The 21,367-nt window shown below is 70.6% G+C and carries 17 protein-coding genes and 1 tRNA gene; 1 reads left to right on the plus strand and 17 read right to left on the minus strand.

Annotation, left to right across the window (positions count from 1 at the left end; genetic code table 11):
* Positions 1–92 precede the first annotated feature (92 nt).
* The 15 genes from JJ685_RS00390 to JJ685_RS00460 form a co-directional block, all read right to left on the minus strand.
* Positions 93–902 carry an MlaA family lipoprotein gene (locus tag JJ685_RS00390; protein WP_201672201.1) on the minus strand — a complete coding sequence of 270 codons (810 nt, stop codon included), beginning with the start codon at positions 900–902 and terminating at the stop codon, positions 93–95.
* 10 nt (positions 903–912) lie between these two features.
* Complete coding sequence (locus tag JJ685_RS00395; protein ID WP_330901681.1) at positions 913–2,784, minus strand: AI-2E family transporter; 1,872 nt, start codon at positions 2,782–2,784, stop codon at positions 913–915.
* A gap of 6 nt (positions 2,785–2,790) precedes the next feature.
* Positions 2,791–3,531, minus strand: coding sequence for an MgtC/SapB family protein (locus tag JJ685_RS00400; RefSeq protein WP_201672202.1), 741 nt, complete (start codon positions 3,529–3,531; stop codon positions 2,791–2,793).
* Positions 3,532–3,545: 14 nt separating this feature from the next.
* Positions 3,546–6,641 (minus strand): efflux RND transporter permease subunit, encoded by a 3,096-nt coding sequence (locus JJ685_RS00405; RefSeq protein WP_201672203.1) that lies wholly within the window; start codon positions 6,639–6,641, stop codon positions 3,546–3,548.
* Positions 6,638–7,756 (minus strand): efflux RND transporter periplasmic adaptor subunit, encoded by a 1,119-nt coding sequence (locus JJ685_RS00410; RefSeq protein WP_201672204.1) that lies wholly within the window; start codon positions 7,754–7,756, stop codon positions 6,638–6,640. Before JJ685_RS00410 ends, JJ685_RS00405 begins: the two co-directional genes overlap by 4 nt.
* 28 nt (positions 7,757–7,784) lie before the next feature.
* On the minus strand, positions 7,785–9,236 hold the full coding sequence (locus tag JJ685_RS00415; RefSeq protein ID WP_201672205.1) for an efflux transporter outer membrane subunit: 1,452 nt from the start codon (positions 9,234–9,236) through the stop codon (positions 7,785–7,787).
* Positions 9,237–9,355: 119 nt separating this feature from the next.
* The gene (locus JJ685_RS00420) at positions 9,356–9,805 is read right to left on the minus strand and encodes a hypothetical protein (RefSeq protein ID WP_201672206.1); all 450 of its coding nucleotides are present in this window, start codon (positions 9,803–9,805) and stop codon (positions 9,356–9,358) included.
* A gap of 10 nt (positions 9,806–9,815) precedes the next feature.
* Positions 9,816–10,151: a hypothetical protein gene (locus tag JJ685_RS00425; protein WP_201672207.1), complete on the minus strand. Its 336-nt coding sequence runs from the start codon at positions 10,149–10,151 to the stop codon at positions 9,816–9,818.
* Complete coding sequence (locus JJ685_RS00430; RefSeq protein ID WP_201672208.1) at positions 10,148–10,360, minus strand: hypothetical protein; 213 nt, start codon at positions 10,358–10,360, stop codon at positions 10,148–10,150. The genes JJ685_RS00425 and JJ685_RS00430 overlap by 4 nt, the downstream gene beginning before the upstream one ends.
* Before the next feature lie 55 nt (positions 10,361–10,415).
* Complete coding sequence (locus tag JJ685_RS00435; RefSeq protein WP_201672209.1) at positions 10,416–10,997, minus strand: MaoC/PaaZ C-terminal domain-containing protein; 582 nt, start codon at positions 10,995–10,997, stop codon at positions 10,416–10,418.
* Between the two features lie 9 nt (positions 10,998–11,006).
* A complete protein-coding gene (locus JJ685_RS00440) occupies positions 11,007–13,295 on the minus strand; it encodes a DUF3141 domain-containing protein (RefSeq protein WP_201672210.1) in 2,289 nt (762 codons plus the stop codon).
* Between the two features lie 84 nt (positions 13,296–13,379).
* On the minus strand, positions 13,380–16,268 hold the full coding sequence (locus JJ685_RS00445; protein WP_201672211.1) for an ATP-binding protein: 2,889 nt from the start codon (positions 16,266–16,268) through the stop codon (positions 13,380–13,382).
* Between the two features lie 206 nt (positions 16,269–16,474).
* Positions 16,475–16,831, minus strand: a complete 357-nt coding sequence (locus JJ685_RS00450) for a DUF4148 domain-containing protein (RefSeq protein ID WP_201672212.1) — start codon at positions 16,829–16,831, stop codon at positions 16,475–16,477.
* 64 nt (positions 16,832–16,895) lie between these two features.
* Positions 16,896–18,326, minus strand: a complete 1,431-nt coding sequence (locus JJ685_RS00455; protein ID WP_236598638.1) for a patatin-like phospholipase family protein — start codon at positions 18,324–18,326, stop codon at positions 16,896–16,898.
* 30 nt (positions 18,327–18,356) lie between these two features.
* Positions 18,357–18,692 carry a hypothetical protein gene (locus tag JJ685_RS00460; RefSeq protein WP_201672213.1) on the minus strand — a complete coding sequence of 112 codons (336 nt, stop codon included), beginning with the start codon at positions 18,690–18,692 and terminating at the stop codon, positions 18,357–18,359.
* A 184-nt stretch (positions 18,693–18,876) separates the two neighbouring features.
* On the opposite strand from JJ685_RS00460, the gene JJ685_RS30015 reads away from it, so the two are divergent.
* Positions 18,877–19,185 (plus strand): NADPH-dependent FMN reductase, encoded by a 309-nt coding sequence (locus JJ685_RS30015; protein ID WP_330901682.1) that lies wholly within the window; start codon positions 18,877–18,879, stop codon positions 19,183–19,185.
* Here JJ685_RS30015 and JJ685_RS00470 read toward each other — a convergent pair.
* Both JJ685_RS00470 and JJ685_RS00475 read right to left on the minus strand, forming a co-directional pair.
* Positions 19,145–19,235, minus strand: a tRNA-Ser gene (locus tag JJ685_RS00470). The genes JJ685_RS30015 and JJ685_RS00470 overlap by 41 nt on opposite strands.
* A gap of 41 nt (positions 19,236–19,276) precedes the next feature.
* Positions 19,277–21,352, minus strand: coding sequence for a hybrid sensor histidine kinase/response regulator (locus JJ685_RS00475; protein ID WP_201672214.1), 2,076 nt, complete (start codon positions 21,350–21,352; stop codon positions 19,277–19,279).
* Positions 21,353–21,367: the final 15 nt, after the last annotated feature.

A 21,367-nucleotide genomic window follows, 5' to 3' on the forward strand; every position in this document is an offset into this window, starting at 1 on the left:
GTCGGTCGAGGGCGTCGTTTCACAGCCGGCAAGCAGAAGCGCGGCAAGCAAGGCGATGAGCGAAAGGGCTCGGATCTTCACGGGGGTTCTCCTCATTGGGGTGAAGCAACGATAGACGGCATGCCGCTCGAAGTCGTCGCCAAAGGGTCGCGGCTCGGTCGCCCCTCAGTCTGCACGCCCTCGCCTTCCGCGGCGTCGGTGGGAGGCGCGTCTTCCGCGGCAGCGTGCGTGCCATGGACCTGCGCCTCGCGAAGCTGAAGGTACGCGTCGCGCATGAAGGTGTAGCAGTCCAGCGCGCCGTCGAGCATGGGGTCCGCCGCAAGCATCCTGGCCCGCACGTCCACGGTGCGGCCCGCGACCAGCGCATTGCGGTCCATCACCGGCGCGACGAAGCGCAGCGGATCGCCGAACCAGTCCGCCGGAAGCGCCACCGTATCGCGAAGCGTCGAGGGGCCCAGGATCGGCAGCACCAGGTACGGCCCCGCCGGCACGCCCCAGTGCGCCAGCGTGTTCCCGAAATCCTGCTTGTGCCGCTCCATGCCCGCATCGGTGGCGATGTCCAGCACGCCACCGAGCCCGAAGAAGGTGTTGACCGCGAACCGCATCGTGTCCTGCGCGGCGTCCCCGGCCTTCAGCTGCAACAAGCTGTTCACGGCCGACCACGGGTCGCCGAGATTGCCGAGGAAATTCGAGACGCCCGCGCGCACCAGGCGCGGCACGCCGTGCTCGTAGGCCTCGGCGGCCGGCTTCAGCGCCGCCTGGTCCACGCCGCGGTTGACGCTGTTCACCTCGCGGTTGAACGATTCGAGGGGATCGTCCGGGTCGCGGAACGGCACGGTGGCACAGCCTGCCAGCAGGAGCAGGGGCGCAAGGAGGGCGGCGCGGAAGGGGGGCTGTCGCATGGCGGGAACCTCAGGTTGTCTGGATCGGAAGGGAAGGAGTGGCAAGCGCTGGAGCCGGCGGCCTGCCGCCCGCCTGCACGAAGGCCAGCGCTTCGGCGAAGGAACGCAGCACCAGGTCCACCTCGCCCTGCAGCGCCGATTCGTCGGGACTGTCCGCATCGAGCGGCAGCCGCACCGTGGCGAGCACGGCGCGCGGCAGGCGCCGGCGCAGTTCGCGGCAGGCGGAGAGCCATGGCGTCAAGGCGCCTTGCTCGGGACACGCGACGAACACGGTCGAAATGCGCTCCGCCAGGCCGGATTCGGTCTCCTCGCGCTCCGGCTCGTGCGGCAGGGTCACGCTGCGGGCGTCGATCCCGGTGTCGGCCAGCGCGCGCACCAGCAGTTCGGCCTCGAACTCGTCGCGCTCGAGCGGCAGGCTGGCGCACAGGACGATGGCGGACGCGCTCGCGTGCAGCGGCCCCTGCCACCGGCCGAGGCGCGCCTCGCGCATGCGGCGCAGGTGCCCGCCCACGTTCGCCTCCACCAGGCTGGCGGTCCGCGCCTTGCGGCCGCTCCGCCGCACTGCACGGCCCCCGGTGAGCCATTCGACCAGGCCGACCAGCGTCTTGCGCAGGGCCTGCAGTTGCGACTCGTGCAGGCGACCCTGGCGGTGGTCGGCCGCCGCCAGCGCCGTGGCGGGCAGCAGGACGTGGTCGCAGTAGGACGCGAAGCCGCGGCGCGCCAGCCAGGCGCAGGCGTCTTCCTGGACGTCGCGCAGTTCCCCGGCGAGCGCACGGTGATAGAGCCGCTGGCCCTGCGTGATGCCGGGGCTGTCGCCGAAGAAGATCGTGATGGGCTGCAGGGCCCGCACGTACCGGCCCGCGACCACCAGGCACAGCGTCAGCGGCGTGGACAGGATGAGGCCCACCGGTCCCCAGAGCGTGCTCCAGAACAGGGCCGCGACGATGATCGCCACCGGCGCCAGGCCGCTGCTGTGGCCATAGACGTTCGGTTCGATGACGTTGGCCACCGCGAGTTCGGCGACGAGCAGCACGCCGACGGCCTGCAGCACCAGGGACCAGCCCGGATCGACCGCGGCGGCGAATACCGCGATCGCGACGCCCGCGGCGAGGATGCCCACATACGGCAGGATGCGCAGCAGTGCCACGAGCGCGCCGAACAGCGCCGCGTGCGGGAGGCCGATCACCCACAGCGCCACCGCGACGACGACGCCGAGCGACAGGTTCACCACCATCTGCGTGAGGAAGAAGCGCGAGATCCCGCTGGCCGCGTCCGCCACCGCCTGCAGGGTCGAGGCCAGCTCGGTCCGGCCCGCGAGGCGCAGCAGCCGGTCGCGCAGCGCGTCCTGGTCCAGCAGCATGAACACCAGCAGCACCAGCACGACCCCGCATTCCGCCATGGCGCGGCCGATCGCGCCGAGCAGCCGCGGAACGGCCTGTGCCGGCGGTGCGCGCTCGTCCGCCGCAGCGCCGGCTGGCGCCGTGCTTCGCGGTTCGGGCGCGGCCAGGCCCAGCTCGCCGCGCCACTTCTCGAGGGGGCCTACGGTGAGTTCACGCACCTGCTCGACTTTCGCGAGCATGCGGGCGCGGTACTGCGGAAGGTCCGCGGCGACCGCGGCGAGCTGGAAGGCGAGCACCGAGGCCAGCGCCAGCACGGCGCCGCCCACCAGCGCCACCGACGCGATGGTCGCCGCGCGCCGCGGCAGGCCCAGGCGGCGCAGCTGGCGCACCAGCGGCGCGATCACCAGGCTCAGGATCAGGGCCAGCGTGAGCGGCTCCAGCACCTGCTGCCCGAAATGCACCAGGGCAATGAAGCAGCAGGCCGGCAGCAGCCAGCCGGTCGGAAGCCGCTCACGGAATGTCTGGAGGTCCAGGCTGTCCACTGCCGCTCAATTGCGCACCGGCACGATGCTGAAGCGCGCCACGTCGTGCGCGCGTGCGAGCTCCTGCGCCAGCAGCGCCGGCGAGGTCGACCGCGAGCGATCCAGCGCCACGACGCCGAAGCGCCACAGCGGCTGGCTGTCGCTGAAGGTGATGCTGAAGCTCTCGCGTACCACGCGGTAGCCGTGCGCCAGCGCCACGTCCACCATCTCCTCGAACGCCGGCGCGGCATCCTTGTGGAAGGTGAGGCAGACGTCGAAGGCGGCACGACCCGGCAGCTTGCGCTCGATCTCGTGCACCAGGGTCATGGAGAGCATGCTCAGGAGCGCGAGCAGCAGCGCCGCCGCGTACAGCTCCACCCCGAGCAGCACGCCGGTGGCGGCCGCGGCCCACAGCGACGCCGCGGTCGTGAGGCCGCTGACGCTCAGCCCGTCCTTGACGATCACGCCGGCGCAGAGGAAGCCGATGCCCGACACCACGCCTTGGATCACGCGCGTCGGGTCGACACTCAACTGCGGGGTCGCGCCCCCGAACCAGAGCGGCGCATAACCGACGAACACGGTCAGCGCGGTCGAGGCCATGCACACCAAGCCATAGGTGCGCATGCCGGCGGCACGCCCGTTGTACGAGCGCTCGTAGCCGACCACCATGCCGAGCAGCAGCGCACCGAGCAGGTTGAGGCCGATCAGGGCGTTCGCCGCGAGGAAGTCGCCGCTCCAGTACAGCGCAAGATGGCGGGCGGAGATCATGCGTCGGCTGCCGGTCAGGCCACGGGCAGCGGCTCGGCGGCGACGCGCGCTTCGCCGGCGGGCTGCGCCCGCCGCACCTTGAACCAGGCCGCATACAGGGCCGGCACGAAGAAGATCGTCAGCAGCGTGGCGATCGTGAGTCCGCCCATGATGGCGATCGCCATCGGGCCCCAGAACACGCTGCGCGTGAGCGGGACCATGGCCAGCACGGTGGCGGCGGCGGTCAGCACCACCGGACGCGTCCGGTGCACGGCGGCCTCGACGACGGCGGTCCAGGGGTCGGCCCCGTTGTCCATCTCGGTCTGCACCTGGTCGATCAGGATCACCGCGTTGCGCATGATCATCCCGCCCAGCGCGATGATCCCCAGGATCGCGACGAAGCCGAGCGGAGCGCGCGTCATCAGCAGCGCCGCCACGACGCCGATGAGGCCCAGCGGCGCGGTGAGGAACACCATCCACATGAGCGAGAAGCTTTGCAGCTGCAGCATGAGGATCAGCAGGATGGTCAGCACCATCACCGGGGCGACGGCGGCCAGCGCGGTGTTGGCCTTGTCGCTTTCCTCCACGGCGCCACCCACGTCGATGCGGTAGCCGGCCGGCAGCCTGGCCTCGATGTCCTTGAGCAGCGGCCGGATGGTCTGGGTGACGGACACGCCCTGCTCGCCGTCCTTCACGTCGGCACGCACGGTGATCGCCATGTCGCGGTTGCGCCGCCACAGCACGGGCTCTTCCAGCTCGTTCTTCACGCGGGCCACCTGCGACAGCGGCACCACGGTGCCCTGGCGGGTGAAGAGGTTCACGTCCTTCAGCGTGTCCAGGTCGAGGCGCTCCGAAGGCACGGCGCGCGCCACGATGTCGATCAGGTTCTCGTGCTCGCGCAGCTGCGACAGCGGCGCGCCGGTCATCACCGTCTGCGCGACCAGCGAGACGTCGGCGGGCGTGAGCCCCAGGGCACGCGCCTTGTCCTGGTCGAGTTCCACCCGCAGCGTGCGCACCGGGTCGAACCAATCGAGCTGCATGTCGCGCACGGCGGGGCTGGACGCCACCAACTTTTCGACTTCGCGGGCGATGGCGCGCACCTTCTGGGTGTCCGGTCCAACCACGCGGAACTGCACCGGGAAGCCCACGGGCGGCCCCATCTCCAGCCGGGTGACGCGCACCCACGCCTGCGGGAACTCGCCGGGCATGGAAGCCATCAGGCGCGAGCGCACCCGCTCGCGCGCCTCCATGTCCTTGGTCATCACCACGAACTGGGCGTAGCCGGCGTTGGGCAGTTCCGGCGACAGCGCGAGGTAGAAGCGCGGGCCGCCGGCGCCGGTGTAGGCGGTGAAGAAGCGGATGTCCTCGTCCTTCTTCAGCACCGCTTCCATGTGCCTGACTTGCTCCTCGGTGGCCTTGAAGGAAGCACCTTCCTTCAGCCGCAGCTCCACGATGAGTTCCGGGCGCGAACTGTTGGGGAAGAACTGCTGCGGCACGAGACGCATGGCGTACAGGGCGACGGCCAGCGCGCCCACCGTCACGCCGATCACGAGCCAGCGGCGTTCCAGCGCCAGGTCGATGCCGCGGCGCAGCTTCCGGTAGAAGGGCGTGCCGTAGGGGTCGCCGCCATGGTGGTGCTTGCCGAAATCCTTGGGCAGCAGCTTCACCGCGAGGTAGGGCGTGAAGATGCCCGACACGATCCACGAGAACAGCACCGCGACGCCGACGATCCAGAAGATGCCGCCGGCGTATTCGGCGGTGACGGACTTGGCGAAGCCGATCGGCATGAAGCCGGCCACCGTGATCAGCGCGCCGGTCAGGCGCGGCATGGCGGTGGCGGAGTAGGAGTAGGCGGCGGCCTTCAGGCGGTCCCAGCCCTCTTCCATCTTCACCGCCATCATCTCGACCGAGATGATGGAGTCGTCCACCAGCAGGCCCAGCGCGATGATCAGCGAACCGAGCGAGACGCGCTCCAGGTTCCAGCCCATGGCGAGCATGACCACGGCGACGACACCCAGCACCAGCGGCACCGACAACGCCACGATGATGCCGGTGCGCAGGCCCAGGCTCACCAGGCTCACGGCCAGCACGATCGCCAGCGCTTCCAGCAGGGAGCGCTCGAACTCCCACACCGAGTCCTTCACGGTGGTGGGCTGGTCGGCCACGCGTTCCAGCTCCACGCCGTGCGGCAGTTCGGCCTGGACCTTCGCGACCGCCTGTTCGACGGCTTCACCGAGCTTGACGATGTTGCCGTCGTCGCTCATCGAGATGCCCAGCATCAGCACCTGCTGGCCGTTGTGGCGCACCGTGAAGACCGGCGGGTCCTCGTAGCCGCGCGTGATGGTGGTGAAGTCGCCCAGCTTGATCTGGCGTCCGCCGGCCGAGACGGGCACGTTGCGGATGTCGTCCAGGTTCTTGAACTGGCCGCTCACACGCAGGAACACGCGGTCGCCGTGGGTGTCGACCAGGCCGCTGGCGAGCATGTCGTTCTGCGCGCGCAGGCTGTCGGCGATCTGCGCCGGCGTGATGCCCAGGGCCGCCAGCCGCTGGTGCGAGAACTCCACGTACACGCGCTGCTGCTGCTTGCCGAACAGGTCCACCTTCTTGACCATGGGCACCTTCAGCAGCCGGCGCTTGATGTCCTCGGCGATGTCGGCAAGCTCGGCGTGGACTATGCCGTCGCCCTTGACGGCGTACAGCAGGCCGTACACGTCCCCGAATTCGTCGTTGAAAATGGGGCCGATCACCCCATCGGGCAGTTCCAGCTTGATGTCGGAGAACTTCTTGCGCGCCTGGTACCAGGCCTCGCGCTGGTCCTTCTTCGAGGTGCTGCCCTTGACGGTGATGGTCAGCCCGCCGTAGCCCTGGCGCGCATAGGTCACGACCTTCTCGAAGTGATCGAGCTGCTCGAACTTCTTCTCCAGGCGGTTGAGGACTTCGTCCTGGATCTGCTGCGCGGTCGCGCCGGGCCAGATCACGGTGGCCGTCATCGAGGGCACCGAGAAGTTCGGGTCCTCGAGCTGGCCGAGCTTGCCGAATCCCAGCACGCCCGCCACGGCGATGACGAGGATCAGGAACAGCACCACGGCACGGTGGCCGAGCGCCCATTCGGTGAGGTTGAAGGATTTCATCGCGCGGCCTGGCTCACTTCGACGGCACGGTCCGCGCCGGACAGCGCGACCTTCAGGCCGGGCGCCATCTTCTGCACGCCCGCGGTGACGACCAGCGTTCCGGCGGGCAGGCCGGAGAGCAGCACGTCGTCGTTGCGAAAGCCGTGGACGGTGACGGGCACCATTTCCACGAGCGCGAAGGCGTCCGTGCCCGTGGCGCGGCGCACCGCCCACACCGCAGGCTTGCCGTTGTTCTGCGTGATGGCCGCCGCCGGGATGGCGGCCACCGTGGTCTGCGCAGTGGGACGTTCCGCAACCAGGGTCGCGGTCGCGCCCAGCGGCAGGCGTCGCGTCGAGACGGGTTTCAGGCGCGCGCGGAAGGTGCGGGTCTGCGGCACGGCCTCGGGCGACATCTCGCGCAGGACCACGTCGAAGCTTTCGCCCGGCGCGCTCGCGAGGGACGCCTTGAACTTCCCCTTGGTGAAGTTCGCGAGGTGGTCCTCCGGCACGTCCACCACGATCTCGGGCTCCCCCTCGGCGGCGATGGAGACGATGGGCAGCCCTTCGGCGACCACCTGCCCGACCTCGAACTTGACCGCGGTGACGACGCCGCTGCGCGGGGCGCGCAGCACCGTGTAATTCAAGCGGTTGCGGGCCAGCTCCAGGTTGCGCGCCTGCGCTTGCGCCGTCGCTTCGGCCGTCCTGGCGCCGCTGTGCGCCTTTTCATCGTCGGAGTCGCTGACGGAACCGTCGGCCTTCAGGGCATTGAGCCGCTGGCGGTCCGATTCGGCCTGGCGCGCCTGCGTGGTGGCGGCGGTGAGCTGCTGCTGCGCCGCTTCCACCGCAAGCCGGTAGTCGGCGTCGTCGAGCACGGCGAGCACGTCGCCCTCGCGGACGGTCTGCCCGACATCGACCTTGCGTTGCACGACCTTGCCGCCCACGCGGAAGGCTTGGTCCACTTCGTGCCGTGCGCGCACGGTACCGACGTAGCGGTTCGCCTCGCGCGCGGCGTCGTAGCGGATTTCGGCGGTGCGCACCGGCCGCGGGGCCTCGGCGGTGGGCTTGTTCGGGGTGCAGGCGGCAAGCAGCGCCGCCAGGGGGACGGCGAGCAGGGCCGCGGCGTGTGAGGTATTCAAGACAGCTCCTCGTGGCGATCGATGGGGTTCAGGAATGGGTGGAAGGTGGGGTGCCGGTCGCGGCGGGCTGCGGCTCGAAGGCCTGCCAGCCGCCGCCCAGCGCCTTGTAGAGGCGCACGCTGTCGAGCAGCAGTTGCGTGTCGCTGTCGTTGGCGCCGAGCCGCACCGCCAGGCGCGTGCGCTGCGCATCGAGCAGCGGCAACAGGTCGATCTGCCCGCGGTCGTACAGCGACTGCGCGCGCCCCAGGGCCGAATCGGCGGAGTTGGCGGCGTTGCGCAGGTCGACGGCGCGGCGGCGTTCGTCGCCGAGCGCGACCAGCGCGTTCTCCACATCCTCCAGGGCACGCACGATGCCGTCCTCGTAGCGCATCACGGCTTCGGACTGCGCGCTTTCGGCGATCTCGTTGATGCTGCGGGTGCGACCCGCGTTGAAGAGCGGCATCGCCAGCAGGCCCGCGACATTGCGGAAGTGCGCCGCGCCGACGTCGATGTTGTTCAATTCCAGGCTCTCGCGGCCGAACACGGCGCCAAGGAACAGGCGCGGGAACCACTCGGCCTGGGCCTGCTGCCGGCGGGCGTTGGCGGCGTCCAGCTGCGACTTGAGCGCGAGCAGGTCCGGACGGCGTTCCAGCAGGGTGGCGGGCTGGCCCGGCCGCGCCGGCGGCACGGTGAGCTCGCCGCCGTGGGTCGCGATGCCGGCCGCGTTCACGGCCTGGTCGCCCACCAGCACCGCGATGCGATGACGCGAGACGGCCACGACCGTCTCGAGCGGCGGGATCGCGGCGCGTGCGCGCGAAGCCTCCGTGGCGGCCCGCTCGACGTCGAACGGGGTGGCGAGGCCGGCCCGCTGGCGCGCTGTCACCAGGCGCAGGGTTTCGTCCTGCGCGGCAGAGATCGCGCGCACCGTCTCGAGTTGGCGCAGGGCGCCCACGAGGGTGAAGTAGTTGGTGGCGACGTCACTTACGACCAGCAGCCGCACGCCGCTCGCGCCGTGCTCCGCCGCCAGGGCGTCGGCGGCCGCGGCGGCGGCGCCCGCACGGAGGCGCCCGGAGAGGTCGATCTCCCAGGAGACGTCGAGGCCCGCGCTGCCCCGCTGGATGTCGGGCATGTGCTGCTTCACCGCGGCGTCGTGGCCCGTCTTGGCGTCCTGCCCGCTGGCGCTCAGCCCGATGCTGGGGAACAGCACGGAACGGCTGATCGTCTCTCCCGCACGGGCCGCGCGCACGCGCTGGACGGCCATGCGGATGTCCCGGTTCTCGCGCGCGGCGCGGCGCACCAGGTCGGAGAGCACGGGGTCGCCGTAGCTTTCCCACCAGGCGACCTCGGGCGCGTCCTGGGCCTCCGCCGGCGCGGCGAAGCGGACCGGCACGTCGACCGAAGAGTGGAGGTTGGGAGTGGCGCAGCCGGCCAGCCCCAGCGCGACCGCGATCGCGAGGGTGGCGGCCAGCGGCGTGGCGGCAGGGCGTGGATGATTCGGCATGGTCCCGGTCGTGAGAGGAAGTCGATGGGGAGAGCGTAAGAAGCGGCGGGCGCGGAGTCGTCAGTGAAGCGTCGTCGTTCGGTCGTACTTCGGTCGCCTGCGGGGCGCAGGCGCCGCGCTCAGACTCGCGCGTGGAGGGCCTTCAGCTCGGCGCGGCAGGCCTCGCCGAAGGCCTTCAGGGGATCGGCATCGACGGAGCGCGCGATGCGGCCCATCTCCTCCAGCGTCACGTTGCTGGCGAAGTACTGCTCCGTGATGCGCATCAGGAGCCGCTCCGCCTCGGCGAGCACGGGGGCGGAGGCGGCGAGCCGGATGCGGTTGAGGAGCGCGTAGGCGGGCAGCAGGGTCTCGGGGTGTTCCAGCGTGTGCGTCAGCGCGTCCATCAGGAGCCGGCCGCATTCGCCGATGAACTCGCCGTACAGCGTCTCGCGCTTGCGGACATCCAGCCGGATCATTTCGCGCCGGCTGTGCGTCTTCTGGGTGATCCATGCCGTGGCGATGGTGGCGCCGCCGCCGGCGAGCGAGCCCACGACGCCCGCCATGGCGCCGACGACGCTGATCTCGGTCACGGTGCGGCGCTCACGCCGGGGGCCAGTCCGCCGCCAGGTCGGGGAAGGACTTGCGCAGGCGCTCGACCACGACCATCTCGATCGCGGCAGTCTGGCGCTGGCCCAGTTGATCGGCCGACTTCTCGCGCACGGCGAAGTGCAGCATCAGGAGGTCGTGCAGCTTCACGAACGCCCGGGAATTCTTCGTGCCGCAGACGGAGTCATCGCCGTGCAGCACGCGTTCCACCACGCCGCGCTGCAACAGCGGCACGCGGCAGAGCTGCGCCAGGCGCGCGACTTCCCGGTCGATGTCCTCGAGGTTGCTCGCGAACCGCCCCACGCGGTAGCCATCCTGCTGCATGGTCATGGCTCGCCTCCCGAGGGCGGATCGCCCGGACCGGCCGCGAGGTCGCGCGCGATCGAATCGAGCAGTTCGCGCCCGGAGGCGAACTCGCGCTGCTGGCCGGTGACCAGGTTCTCCAGGCGGCCAGCCAGCGCGTCCGGCTGCGCATCGTTGCGCACCTTGATCACGTAGGACCGCCGGTTCGGGTACTTCGATTCCGGTTGGAAGGGCATGGTCGGTCTCCCGGGATGACTCATGGAATGCACTGCGCGTCTTCGCGGATCAAGGTCAGCGCGTGGGATGCCGCGACCCATTCCTCGTTGGTCGGCTCGACGACTGCGGAACCCGCACCAGGTCGTCGCCCTCCGCCACGGAGATCCGCAGCTGCGGCAGGGTGCCGCGCGGGCGCTCGAAGCGCAGGGTCGGCGCGCTCACGCTCGCTTCGCCGGAGATCACCGTCTGGCCCTCCTGGTTGACGCAGGTGCAGGCCAGGACCACGGAGTGCTTGGTCTCGTCGCGCGCGATCACGGTCACGGTGATCGTCAGTGTGTCGCCCACGCGGATCGGCGCGCGGAACTTCAGCGTCTGCGCGAGGTAGACGGTGCCGGGCCCGGGCAGCTGCGTACCCAGCACGGCGGAAATCAGCGCCGCGCCCCACATCCCGTGGGCGATCACGCCCTGCGCGGGCGTGGACGCGGCGAATTCGGGGTCGAGATGCTGCGGATTGATGTCGCCCGAGATCGCTGCGAACAACTGGATGTCGGCGGCGGTGAGCGTACGCTGGAGGCTGGCGTGGTCGCCCACGGCAATCTCGTCGAAGGTGCGGTTGCGCAGCACTTCGAGCGGGTTGGATGGTGAAGTCGTTGTCATGTCGTGGTTCTATGCAGGAATGTGGCGCGGAGCCGGCGCGCCCAGCAGCGCGCGGATGCGGGCAAGCGTGGCCACCTGCTGTGCCGACGGCCGGATGCGCTGGACGCGGCGGTCCGCCAGCACGCGATCCAGCAGCGTCAGCAGCCGCTCGCGGTCTTTCTTGCGCGCCAGCAGCGCGGGCAGGGTCTCGATCGCCTGGTCGGGCGCGTAGCGGGCAATGATTTCCTGCTCGCCGCCGATGCGGCGCGCCTCGTCCCGCGGCAGCGCGGGCAGCAGTTCGCGATACTCCTCGAGCAGGTCGTGCGCAAGCTCGACGCGTGACAGCGGCAGGGGTGCGTCGTCGTGCCCCAGCAGGAAGGCGACGCGCGCGAGGGCCTCCGCATACCCGCCGCTCCCGACGGCGGCGAGGGCCTGCTTCACCGCCGGGAAGCCGCGCGGATCCACCGCCGGCGCTTCCTCGCCGCACGCGTCGTCGGGATGGAGGTAGGCGAACAGGTTGCCGTACAACTGGAAGAAGGCCGCTTCGGAGGCTGCGTCACGCAGCGCGCGGTAGCCGTCCAGTCCCGCGCCGGCCAGTTCGGACACGGTCGCCTCCAGCCGTCGGGCCGGATGCTCCGGCGTGAGAGACTGGCGCTGCGCCTTGACGGCCTGTGCCGCCGGCGCCAGCCACCAGGTCCAGGGGTTCAGGTCCGACAGGGCCCAGCGCTGGAAGCGCAGCGGGTGGAAGGCCCGCGAGAGCGCGGCCGCCGGCTCGCTGACCAGCGCCTTCACCACCGGACGTGCGAACAGCTCGTAGGCGCGCTGGTTGAACTCCGACACGACCTGCAAGGCCTCGAAGGGCTTCTCGTCCTCGCGCTGGAAGCGGTTCAGCTTCGGAACAATGTCCTCCAGCCGCAGTTCGAGGAAGCGCACGTCGTGCGAAGGCTTGCCGTCGGCGCCCGCCTGCTCCGAGATCTCCATCCCGTAAAGGCCCGGCGGCAGCGCCTCGATGGATTTCAGCACCGAGACGATCTGCGCGTGCTCCTTCTTCGCGACCTTGCCGGATACGAAGATGCCCAGGTGGCCGATGTCCTCGTGCATCAGGCCGACGATGACCTGCCCCGTGGCCTTGACCTCCTCCGTGCTGCCGTACACGTCGGCTACCCAGTTGAAGGCCTGCTGCGGCGGCGTGATGTTGTCGCCCAGCGAAGCGAACAGCACGATGGGCGACTTGATCGCCCGCAGGTCGAAGCGGGAGTCCTTCCACAGCCGGTTGCCCACGAACAGGGTCTGCGTGATCCACTCGATCTCCTCCCCGTTCAGGAGGAAGTAACCGCCCCACCAGCGCTCGAACTCGAGGAAGCGCGCCGCCTCGGTGTCCACGTTCGCGAACAGCTGCAAGTACTTGTTCCAGAAGGTGTTGGCCGGGTTGAGGTTCTCGAAGTTCTGCACCAGCCAGGCGCCGTCGAACTTGCCGTTGCCCAGGTCCGAGGTCAGCGACGACAGCCACGTACCTCCCAGCAGTCCGCCCGCGTAGCGCATCGGGTTGTCGCCGATGTCGTCGCTCCAGGCGCCGGCCCAGTAGGACATCGGCGCGCCCACGACCACGACGGGGCCCGTGTCGTCGGGACTGGAGGCGGCCAGCATCATGGCCGACCAGCCGCCCTGGCAGTTCCCGACGATGGCGGGCTTGGGCGCATCGGGATGAAGCTCGCGCACGCGGCGCACGAACTCGCGCTCCGCGTTGCACACGTCCAGCAGCGTCTGCCCCGGCTGCGGATCGCGGAAGAACACGACGAAGTACACCGGATGGCCTTCGCGCAAGGCCACGCCCACCTGCGAATCGTCCTTGAAGCCGCCGATGCCCGGCCCGTGGCCGCCGCGCGGGTCGATGATCACGTAGGGGCGGCGCTTCGCGTCCACCTGCATGCCTGCCGGCGGGAGAATGTGAAGCAGCGCGTAGTTGACGGGCCGCTCGAACCCGCGGCCGTCCATGACCGTTTCGTGCTCGAAGTGCAGCACGGGGGGCAGTCCCTGCCGCTCGTGCTCGATGAAGTTGTTGCCGCGCTGGCGCAGCGCGTCCCAGAACAGCACCGAGCGCTGCGCGAAGTCCACGGCGTACTGCGCGCCGCTCGCCCAGGCCTGCCAGGGAAGCAGCGGTCCCGCCGCGGCTCCGTCCGCCTGGCGCTCGCAAGCCGCTTGCACGCGTTCCTGCAGGTGCTGGAGCGCCAGCTTCGTGCGGTTCTGCAGAACCTGCGCCACCCTGGAGTGGACCGCAGTGCCGGCGCCCACGACGGCGATCGTTGATGTGTGTTCCATGCAGCGAACGTTATTCGCCGCTGCAAGTCACGTCGTCAGCGATGCGTCGCGGTTCGGTCGGGATCGGGTAAGCGCAAGCTGCGCTTACGCCAGCAGCGCACGCGCCCTCGCGGCGGGCGGCGTCTCGGCAGCTTCCGGCAGGGCCTCCAGCAGTGCCGCGAGCGCCTTCCGCTCGGCGGGCTTCGCCTCACCGTGCTCGCACAGCGCGACCAGCGCCACCAGCTCGTGCCACGGCGCCTCCTGGGCCCGTGCCTCCTGCAGCGCACTGCGGACCGAGGCTTCGGCGGCCGCCGCCTGCCCGCGCGCCCGCGCGATGGCCGCCTGCGTCAGCAGCAGTTGCGCCAGGTACACGCGCTCCCCGTGCGTCTCCACGAAGCGCAAGGCCTCGCGCAGCTGGCCCTCGGCCGCGTCGGCTTCGCCGGCGAGCAGGAGCGCCTCCGCGGCGTAACCCAGGACTTCGCTGCCTCCGGCGCGCATGCCGCTGGCCGTATTGCGTTCGTAGGCCTCGCGGATCACGCGGTAGCCGTCCAATGCTTCGCCGCGGCGGGCCTGGGCCCACCCGCGGAAGAACCCGGCCGCGGCGCGTCCCTGGCCGAGTCCGAACTCCTCCACCAGGGCCTGCAATTCGTCTGCGAGCCTGGCCACGCTCTCCCCGTTGCCGAGCCGCACCTCCAGCAGGGCGTCGAACCACAGAACGACCATCTGCGCCATGGGCTGGCGCAATTGCTGCGCCCGCGCGTGCGCCTGGCGCAGCAGCGCGCGCGCCTGCCGCGGCATGCCGAGGTGAAGCAGCTGCACGGCGAGCTGCGCCAGCAGCATCACCTGCGGCGCGGCGACGAAGCCCAGGTCCGGAACGGTGTCGGCGGCATCCAGGGCGGGCAGCGCCCGCTCGATCGCTGCGCGGGCGCGCCGGGGACGGCCCTGCATCATGTGCACCTCGCCCTCCACCGTGCAGGCGGTCAGCAGCAGGACGGGATCCTGCGTCGTCGCCGACAAAGCCACGGCGCGCTGCGTGACCTCGAGCGCTTCGGCATATTCACCGCGGATGGAGAGCAGGAAGCCGAGGCCGTGCAGCAACTGCCCGCGCGCGGGATGCTGCGGCACGCGATCGAGCAGCAGGTAGGCCCGCCGCAGCGCGTCCTTCGCCTCGCTCCCCACGCCGTGCGCCTGGAAGGCGGCGACGCCGCGCAGGGTCGAAAGAGTGATGTCCAGCGAGTCGCGCTCCGCCACGTCGGTCGCCTGGTCCAGGAGGAGCAGCGCGCGCCCGGTGAGCTCCATGCATTCCACCGGGCTCAGTTGCATCAGCGCGGCCTCGGCGGCCTGGGCGTAGTAGCGCAGGGCGGCGGCGGGATCGCGGCCCCGGTCGAAGTGCATCGCAAGCTCCGCTGCCGGCAACGCGCGGCCTCTGGCGCGTTCCGCTTCCAGCGCGGCGCCGACCTTGCGGTGCACCTGCGCACGCGCCGTCGCCGGCGTGCGCTCGTAGAGGATCTCGCGGAAGAACGCGTGCCGGAACGCGTAGGGCGGCTCGGGGGCGACGTCCTCCCCTCCCCGCCTAGGCGCCGTCACCCACATGTGCCCGCGCGCGAGACGCTCGCAGGCTTCGGCCACCCACCCCGCGTCCCGTTCCAGTGCCTGCGCCACCGTCTCGGCCCGGAATTCGGAGCCGCAGACCGCCGCCGTGGCGAGCATGGCGCGCTCCTCGACGTCCAGCCGCGCGAGGAAGTGATCGATGATGCCGGCCAGGTTCTCGGGCACCGGCAGCTTCGCGAGCGCGTCGCCCGGCAGCGCGCCACCGCCCTGGGCCGCGCGCGCGATCACGTCGACCAGGACCGAAGCCACGAACAGCGGCACGCCGTCGGTACGCTCGTGCAGCGCGTGCACGAAGCCTTCGTCGGCGGCGAACCCCTGCGCCTGTCCGGCGACGTAGTCCGCGATTTCGGTTTCGGAGAAGGGATCGAGCACGATCTCCTCGCACAGGCGCTGCAGCCGCAGCTCGTGCCGCACGCGGTTGAGCGGATGGTCGCCGGCGACCACTTCGGCCAGGCGGAAACTGGCCAGCCACATGATGCGCGCGCCGCCGCGCCGCCGCGCGAGGTAGTCGAGGAGGTGGATCGTCGAACGATCGCTCCAGTGGAGGTCCTCGATGACGAGCAGCAGCGGCCGGCGCTCGGCGTAGCGATCGAGCAGCTCGCCCATCTCGCGCAACATGCGTTCCGGGCCGACGCCGGCCAGCTCGCGGCGCAACGCCTCGCGCTCCTCGGCGGAGCTGAGCCACGGCAATTGCAGCAGCCAGGTGGGAGCGACCGCGCGCAGCAGCGCGGGCAGCGCGCTGTCCCGGCGACACAGGTCCGCCAGCGCCTCCAGCACCGGGAGATAAGGCTCGCCGGTCCCGTAGTGCTCCACGCACTGGCCGCGGGCGCAGGCGATGTCGCCCAGGCCCGAGGCGAAGCGGTCGATCAGCGTCGTCTTGCCGATGCCCGGTTCGCCGGCCACCCAGACCAGCCTGCGCTGGCCGTCCGCGGCCGCCTGCCAGGCCCGCTCCAGGCGGGCGAGCGCGTCGGCACGGCCGATGAAGAAGGACGCGTCCTGCGCCGGGCCTTGTGCCTGCGCGGGCGGCGGCGAGCGCGGCGCGAACGCGCTCGGGTTCGCGATGAACCGGTACCCACGCCGGGGCACGGTCTCGATCAAGCGCGGCTGGCGCGGATCGTCGCCGAGCGCCATGCGCAGGTCGCTCACCGCCGTCTTCAGGACGGACTCGCTCACGAACTGGTGGCCCCAGACCTCGTCGAGCAATGCATCCTTGGTGAGCAGAGTGCCCGGTTGCCGCGCGAGCGCGCACAGGAGCGCGAAAGGTGTCGGGGCGAGCGCGAGCGGCTTGCCGTCGCGCAGCAGCGACGCGTTGGCCTCGTCGAGTTCGAACTCGACGAAACGCACGCGGACCGGGTTCGAGACGGCACTCTGGGGGCGTGCCAAGGCGTGATCTCCTCGCAATCCGTTGGGTGGCTTCCGGCGATCCCGGGCGACGGATCCATTCTGCACCCGCGCAGGACCGCGTGCCGACAGGAAATCCGGAAGGCGCGACGCGTGTCACGGCCGCCGCAGGTAGCACGGCCGCAGGAAGTTCTCGCCGGGGTTCGGCTCGCGGGCCCCGCAGTTGGAAGAGTGCTCCCCGCGCAGGATCATTGGGGCCGGGCGGCCTGGCCGGCGAGCTGCGAACCGGTGTCGCGCACGCGGTGCTGCGCGAGGTACGAGGACCCGCTGTCTTCCGCCGTCATGGCGCGCACTTCGTCGCGCGCTGCGAGGTATTCCTGCTCCACCTGCGCGTGGGTCTTCGCCGAGCGGAAGGTCTTCAGCGGGTTGTAGGAGGCGGACCAGGGGTTCACGCCGGCCTGCTTGTACTGGGCGAGCTCCGCCTGCACCTCGGCCTGGGTTCGCGAGGACACGAAGGGGTGCGGGTCGATGGTGATGTCGTCGGCGAAGGCGCTGACGGCTGCGGTGGCGAGAATGAGGGTGCCGAAGAAGGCGATGCGGTTCATAGTGTTCCTTTCACAGTCCGTTGTCTGGACGAAGAGAGGTTAGGTCCGCGGCGCTCGCGCGTCGTCAGGGATCGGTCGCCGTTCGGTCGCACTTGGGTGAGGCGCAGTCGTCCACCGCCCCGGACCCGAGGCTCGCTCGCAGGCGCTGGAATTCGGGCGAATCCCGCAGTGCCGTGCGGCCCGCCGCCTGCAGCTCGTTCACCTGCACCGGGAGGATCTGGAAGGCCGTGGGCACGCGCAGCAGGTCCGCGTCGCGCAGGCTGCGCAGGCTCACGGTGATCACATGCAGTTCCGCGTCGGCGGCGAAGGGGCTGCCGGGGCGGCCGCGTGCGGCGTGGAGTTGCTCGCGCAGGCGGCGCGCCTGGTCATCCACCATGGCGGTCGTTTCCTCGGCGAAGCGCGAGCCCGCCCCGAACACCAGCGCGTCCAGTACCTGCACCATGCCCGGGACACGGTCCGTGCGGTCGATGCGTTCGCCCGCGTCGCGCTCGGAGTTCACGCTCACCAGCACGATCTGGTGCACGGAGCCCTCCGGCCGCGTGCCGAAGCTCTTGTCCAGTGATCCGCCCGCCATGGTGTGGTCCACGAGCCCGCGCACGCCCAGGTTGTCGGCCAGGCCGCCGTCGACGAGGTGCAGGTACGGACGTTCCCCGGCATCGCGGTAGCTCTCCGCGATCCGCTGCAGCAGGCGCGCCGAGAGGTTGCGGTCGGCAGGCGCCGGATCTGCGGCAGGCGCCGCGAAGGGGCAGGTCCCCGCGTAATTGCGCAAGGTGACCGGGCTCAGGAGCATGGGCACCGCCGACGATGCCGCGACCGCCACGGAAAGCGGCACCCTGTCCAGGTCCGAGCAGATCACCGCGAACTGCTGCGGGGTGAATTCGAAAGGTGCACCGGTGGTGAGGTCGGTGGCCGTGACCAGCAGGCGCGTCAGCGGACGCCGGGCCCGCAGCTCGCCGAAGGTGATGCCGCGAAACAAGGCGTCGAAGCGCAGTGCCAGCGTGTCGCTGCGGCCCCACCACGGCGAAGTGAGGTGGTACAGCGTTGCCGGGGAGAGGATATCGCGCACCAGGCTGGTCTGGAAATCCACCAGCAGGAAGTCGCGCCCGAAGCGCGTGAAGACTTCGTCGCCGAACGCCGCGTAATAGGCGGCGAGAACGCTTCCGCCGGACACGCCGCTGATCAGGTTCACTTCGTCCAGCAGCGTCGTCGCCCGGCCTTGCAGCTCGAAGCGGGTGGCCTTGAGTTCCTCCAGCACGCCGAGGCCGAAGGCCGCGGCGCGCGCGCCTCCGCCCGAGAGGGTGACGGCGGCGATGATGGCGTGATCCGGCGCCGACGACGCCACTTCCGGCAGGGGCCGTGTGATCCCCGCGGCCCACTGCGCCTCCCCGGTGAGCGGCGGGTTGACCCATGGGCGGGCCGTGGAGCAGGCCGTCAGGGCGAGCGCCGTGGCACAGGCCCAGAGGGCATGCAACGCCGATCGGAGCTGCGCGTGCATCCGGCTACAGCCCGGGCCGAGGCCTGCCGCTCAGCGCCCGTTGTCCGCTTCCGGCACGCGGCCGGTGCCGCTGCGGACGACCTCCGTGCCGGCAGCCTTGCGGCCCGCACGCGCCGCCAGTTTCTCCTGCGTGCCCGCAGCCTGGCGCTTGCCTGCGGAGACCGGCTGGTCCGCCACCCGGCCCTCGTCGTTCTTCCCCATTTCCCGGCCGAGGGTGTGCCTCCTCTCGCGTGCGGCCTGCCGCTCGGCCCTGGTGGCGGGCTCCGAGGGCGCGGCCCGGTCCTCGCCGGGCAAGTCCTGCTGCGCGTACGCAGAGAACGCCAGCAAGGCGGCCAGTCCGCAGAGGGCGGGGGTGAGCTTGGTCATGATGCGATCCTCCGAATCGGATGTTGTCGCGGGCCCGGAGGCCCGATGGATCCGGCAGGGTGCGCCGGGTCCACGCGGCAGAAGTTAAGGCCTGGCGCCGGGCGCGTCGTCAGCGAAGCGTCGCGGAGCGGTCGGAGTTCGGTCAGGAGACGAGGACGGCATCGAGGCACCCCGGCCGCACCAGGTGTGCGACCGGATTGCAGCCTGGGGCGCCACCGCACGGCAATGGGCGCGCAAGATCGCATCGATCGACGCCCTGCTGATCGTGACGGGCGAATACAACCACGGCGTGCCGGCGGTGCTGAAGAACGCGCTGGTGGCGGCGTCGGCGGTGAGCGGGGGATTCCCGGCGGGGGACCTGGCCGGGATGTGGAGCGGGATTCAGCGAGAGCCAAGAGAACTTGATCTCCCAATGAAAAGCGCCCCACGAGGGGGCGCTTTGCTTTGTTTGCTGGCGGAGAGGGCGGGATTCGAACCCGCGGAGGGCTATTAACCCTCACACGCTTTCCAGGCGTGCGACTTAAACCGCTCATCCACCTCTCCAGCAGAGCCTGCGATTGTAGCAGGACCGAAGAGCGGATTCTTCAGGCCGTTGCCGCCACCTTGCTGCGCGCCTCCTCCGGGTTCGCCAGCATCGTCAGCAGCAGGTTCACGTCCGCGGGCTTGACCATGTGGAAGTCGAAGCCGGCCTGGGCCGAGCGGGTGCGGCTCTCCGCCTCGCCGTAGCCGGTCAGCGCGATCAGCAGCGCGTCGTGGCTCTCGGGCTGGCTGCGCAGGCCGTGCGCGACCTCGAAGCCGTTCATGCCGGGCAGTCCGATGTCCAGCAGCACCACGTTGGGCCGGAACTCGCGCGCGATCTCCAGCGCGGACTGCCCTTCGTGCGCCACCCGCACCTCGAAGCCCTCCATCTCCAGCAGCGTCTTCAGCGTCTCGGCGGACGCCGCCAGGTCATCGACCACCAGGATCCGCGAAACCTCGTGCCGCGCCACCACCGGCTGGTGCTTCACGGACGGCAGCGGCTGCGCGGGCTCGGTGGCGATCTTCGCCGGCAGCGCGATCGTGACCTGCGCGCCCTTGCCCAGGCCCTCGCTGTCGGCCCACACGCGGCCGCCATGCAGTTCGACCAGGTGCTTCACCAGCGTCAGGCCGATGCCCAGGCCGCCCTGCGAGCGGTCCAGCGACTGGTCGGCCTGCGCGAACAGCTCGAACATGTGCGGCAGGAATTCCGGCGCGATGCCGGCGCCCTCGTCCTTCACCGCGATCCGCAGCTCGCCCTCGGCATAGCTTCCCTCCAGCCGGATGCGGCTGCGCGCGGGCGAGAACTTGCTGGCGTTGTTGATCAGGTTCGACAGCACCTGCGACAGCCGCACCGAGTCGCCCTCGATCTCGATGCCCTCCTTGGGCAGCAGCACGTCGAGCACCTGCTCGCGCTGGCCGACGCGCGGCGAGCTCGCCTCCACCGAGCGCTCGATCAGCGTGGCCAGCTGCAGTTTCTCGGGCCGCACCACCACCTTGCCCTGCACGATGCGCGAGACGTCCAGCAGGTCGTCGATCAGCCGCGACATGTGGTCGGCCTGGCGGCCGATCACGTCGCGCGCCCACGCCAGCTTGGGCGCGAGCGACTCCGCGGTGGCCAGGATGTGCACCGCGTTGCGGATCGGCGCGAGCGGGTTGCGCAGCTCGTGCGCCAGCATGGCCAGGAACTCGTTCTTGCGCCGGTCGGCCTCCTGCACCGCGGAGTACAGGCGCGCGTTCTCCATCGCGATGGAGGCGCGGCTCGCGAACTCGCGGATCAGCGAGACATGCCCGGAATCGAACTTGTCGGCCTCGCCCAGCAGGGCGATGGCGCCGCGGATTTCGTCGCCGGCCGTCAGCGGGCAGATCGCCGCCGCGCGGCCCTCCTTCTTCCACAGGCGGAACTGCTTGTCGCGGATCACCTGGTCGGCGGCCGCGCGCAGTTCGGGCGTGAACACCTCGGCGTCGTCGGCGCGCGGCGCCGGGTGCATCTCCAGCCGGCGCACCCCGCCCTCCTTGTCGGGGATTCCGAGGACGGCGCGCTCGCCCAGCATGGGCACCGAGAGGCTCAGGATCGCCGCGATCGTGTCGTCCAGGTGGAGCGAGCGGGACAGCGCCTGGCTCGCCTCGGCCAGGTAGTCGGCTCGGTGGATGGCCTCCTCCGCCGCGGCCCGGGCCGCCTCCGAGCGTGCCAGTTCCTCGCGCTGCACCGCCTGCTTCTGCAGCTGGCGGTTCATGCGGAACAGCTCGACGAACACGCGCACCTTCGAGCGCAGCACCTCGGGCACCACCGGCGAGGGAATGTAGTCCACGGCGCCCAGCGCGTAGCCGCGCCGGGCCTGCAGTTCGTCCACGTAGGCCGTGATGAACACGATCGGCGTCTGCGCCGACTTCTTGTACTGGCGGATCAGGCTGGCCGTCTCCAGGCCGTCGATGTCGGGCATGTTGACGTCCAGCAGGATGACCGCGAATTCCATCTCGAGGATGTACTTCAGGGCCTCCTGCCCGGAGCGCGCGTTGACGATGTTCTGCCCGAGCTCCTCGAGGATCGTGCTGAACACGACGTGCTTTTCCGGCAGGTCGTCCACCACCAGGATGTTGACCTTGTCGGCAGCCTCCCGCGGACTCGCAGTCTTCGTCGTCACCGGATCTCCCAACGC

Origin of the sequence: Ramlibacter monticola (genome assembly GCF_016722785.1) — a bacterium.
GTDB lineage: Bacteria > Pseudomonadota > Gammaproteobacteria > Burkholderiales > Burkholderiaceae_C > Ramlibacter > Ramlibacter monticola.

Excerpts from the sequence above, each read along its gene's own strand:
- JJ685_RS00390 (WP_201672201.1), bottom strand. The coding sequence starts at position 902 with ATGCGACAGCCCCCCTTCCGCGCCGCCCTCCTTGCGCCCCTGCTCCTG.
- JJ685_RS00400 (WP_201672202.1), bottom strand. The coding sequence starts at position 3,531 with ATGATCTCCGCCCGCCATCTTGCGCTGTACTGGAGCGGCGACTTCCTC.
- JJ685_RS00405 (WP_201672203.1), bottom strand. The coding sequence starts at position 6,641 with ATGAAATCCTTCAACCTCACCGAATGGGCGCTCGGCCACCGTGCCGTG.
- JJ685_RS00415 (WP_201672205.1), bottom strand. The coding sequence starts at position 9,236 with ATGCCGAATCATCCACGCCCTGCCGCCACGCCGCTGGCCGCCACCCTC.
- JJ685_RS00425 (WP_201672207.1), bottom strand. The coding sequence starts at position 10,151 with ATGACCATGCAGCAGGATGGCTACCGCGTGGGGCGGTTCGCGAGCAAC.
- JJ685_RS00430 (WP_201672208.1), bottom strand. The coding sequence starts at position 10,360 with ATGCCCTTCCAACCGGAATCGAAGTACCCGAACCGGCGGTCCTACGTG.
- JJ685_RS00435 (WP_201672209.1), bottom strand. The coding sequence starts at position 10,997 with ATGACAACGACTTCACCATCCAACCCGCTCGAAGTGCTGCGCAACCGC.
- JJ685_RS00440 (WP_201672210.1), bottom strand. The coding sequence starts at position 13,295 with ATGGAACACACATCAACGATCGCCGTCGTGGGCGCCGGCACTGCGGTC.
- JJ685_RS00450 (WP_201672212.1), bottom strand. The coding sequence starts at position 16,831 with ATGAACCGCATCGCCTTCTTCGGCACCCTCATTCTCGCCACCGCAGCC.
- JJ685_RS00455 (WP_236598638.1), bottom strand. The coding sequence starts at position 18,326 with ATGCACGCGCAGCTCCGATCGGCGTTGCATGCCCTCTGGGCCTGTGCC.
- JJ685_RS00460 (WP_201672213.1), bottom strand. The coding sequence starts at position 18,692 with ATGACCAAGCTCACCCCCGCCCTCTGCGGACTGGCCGCCTTGCTGGCG.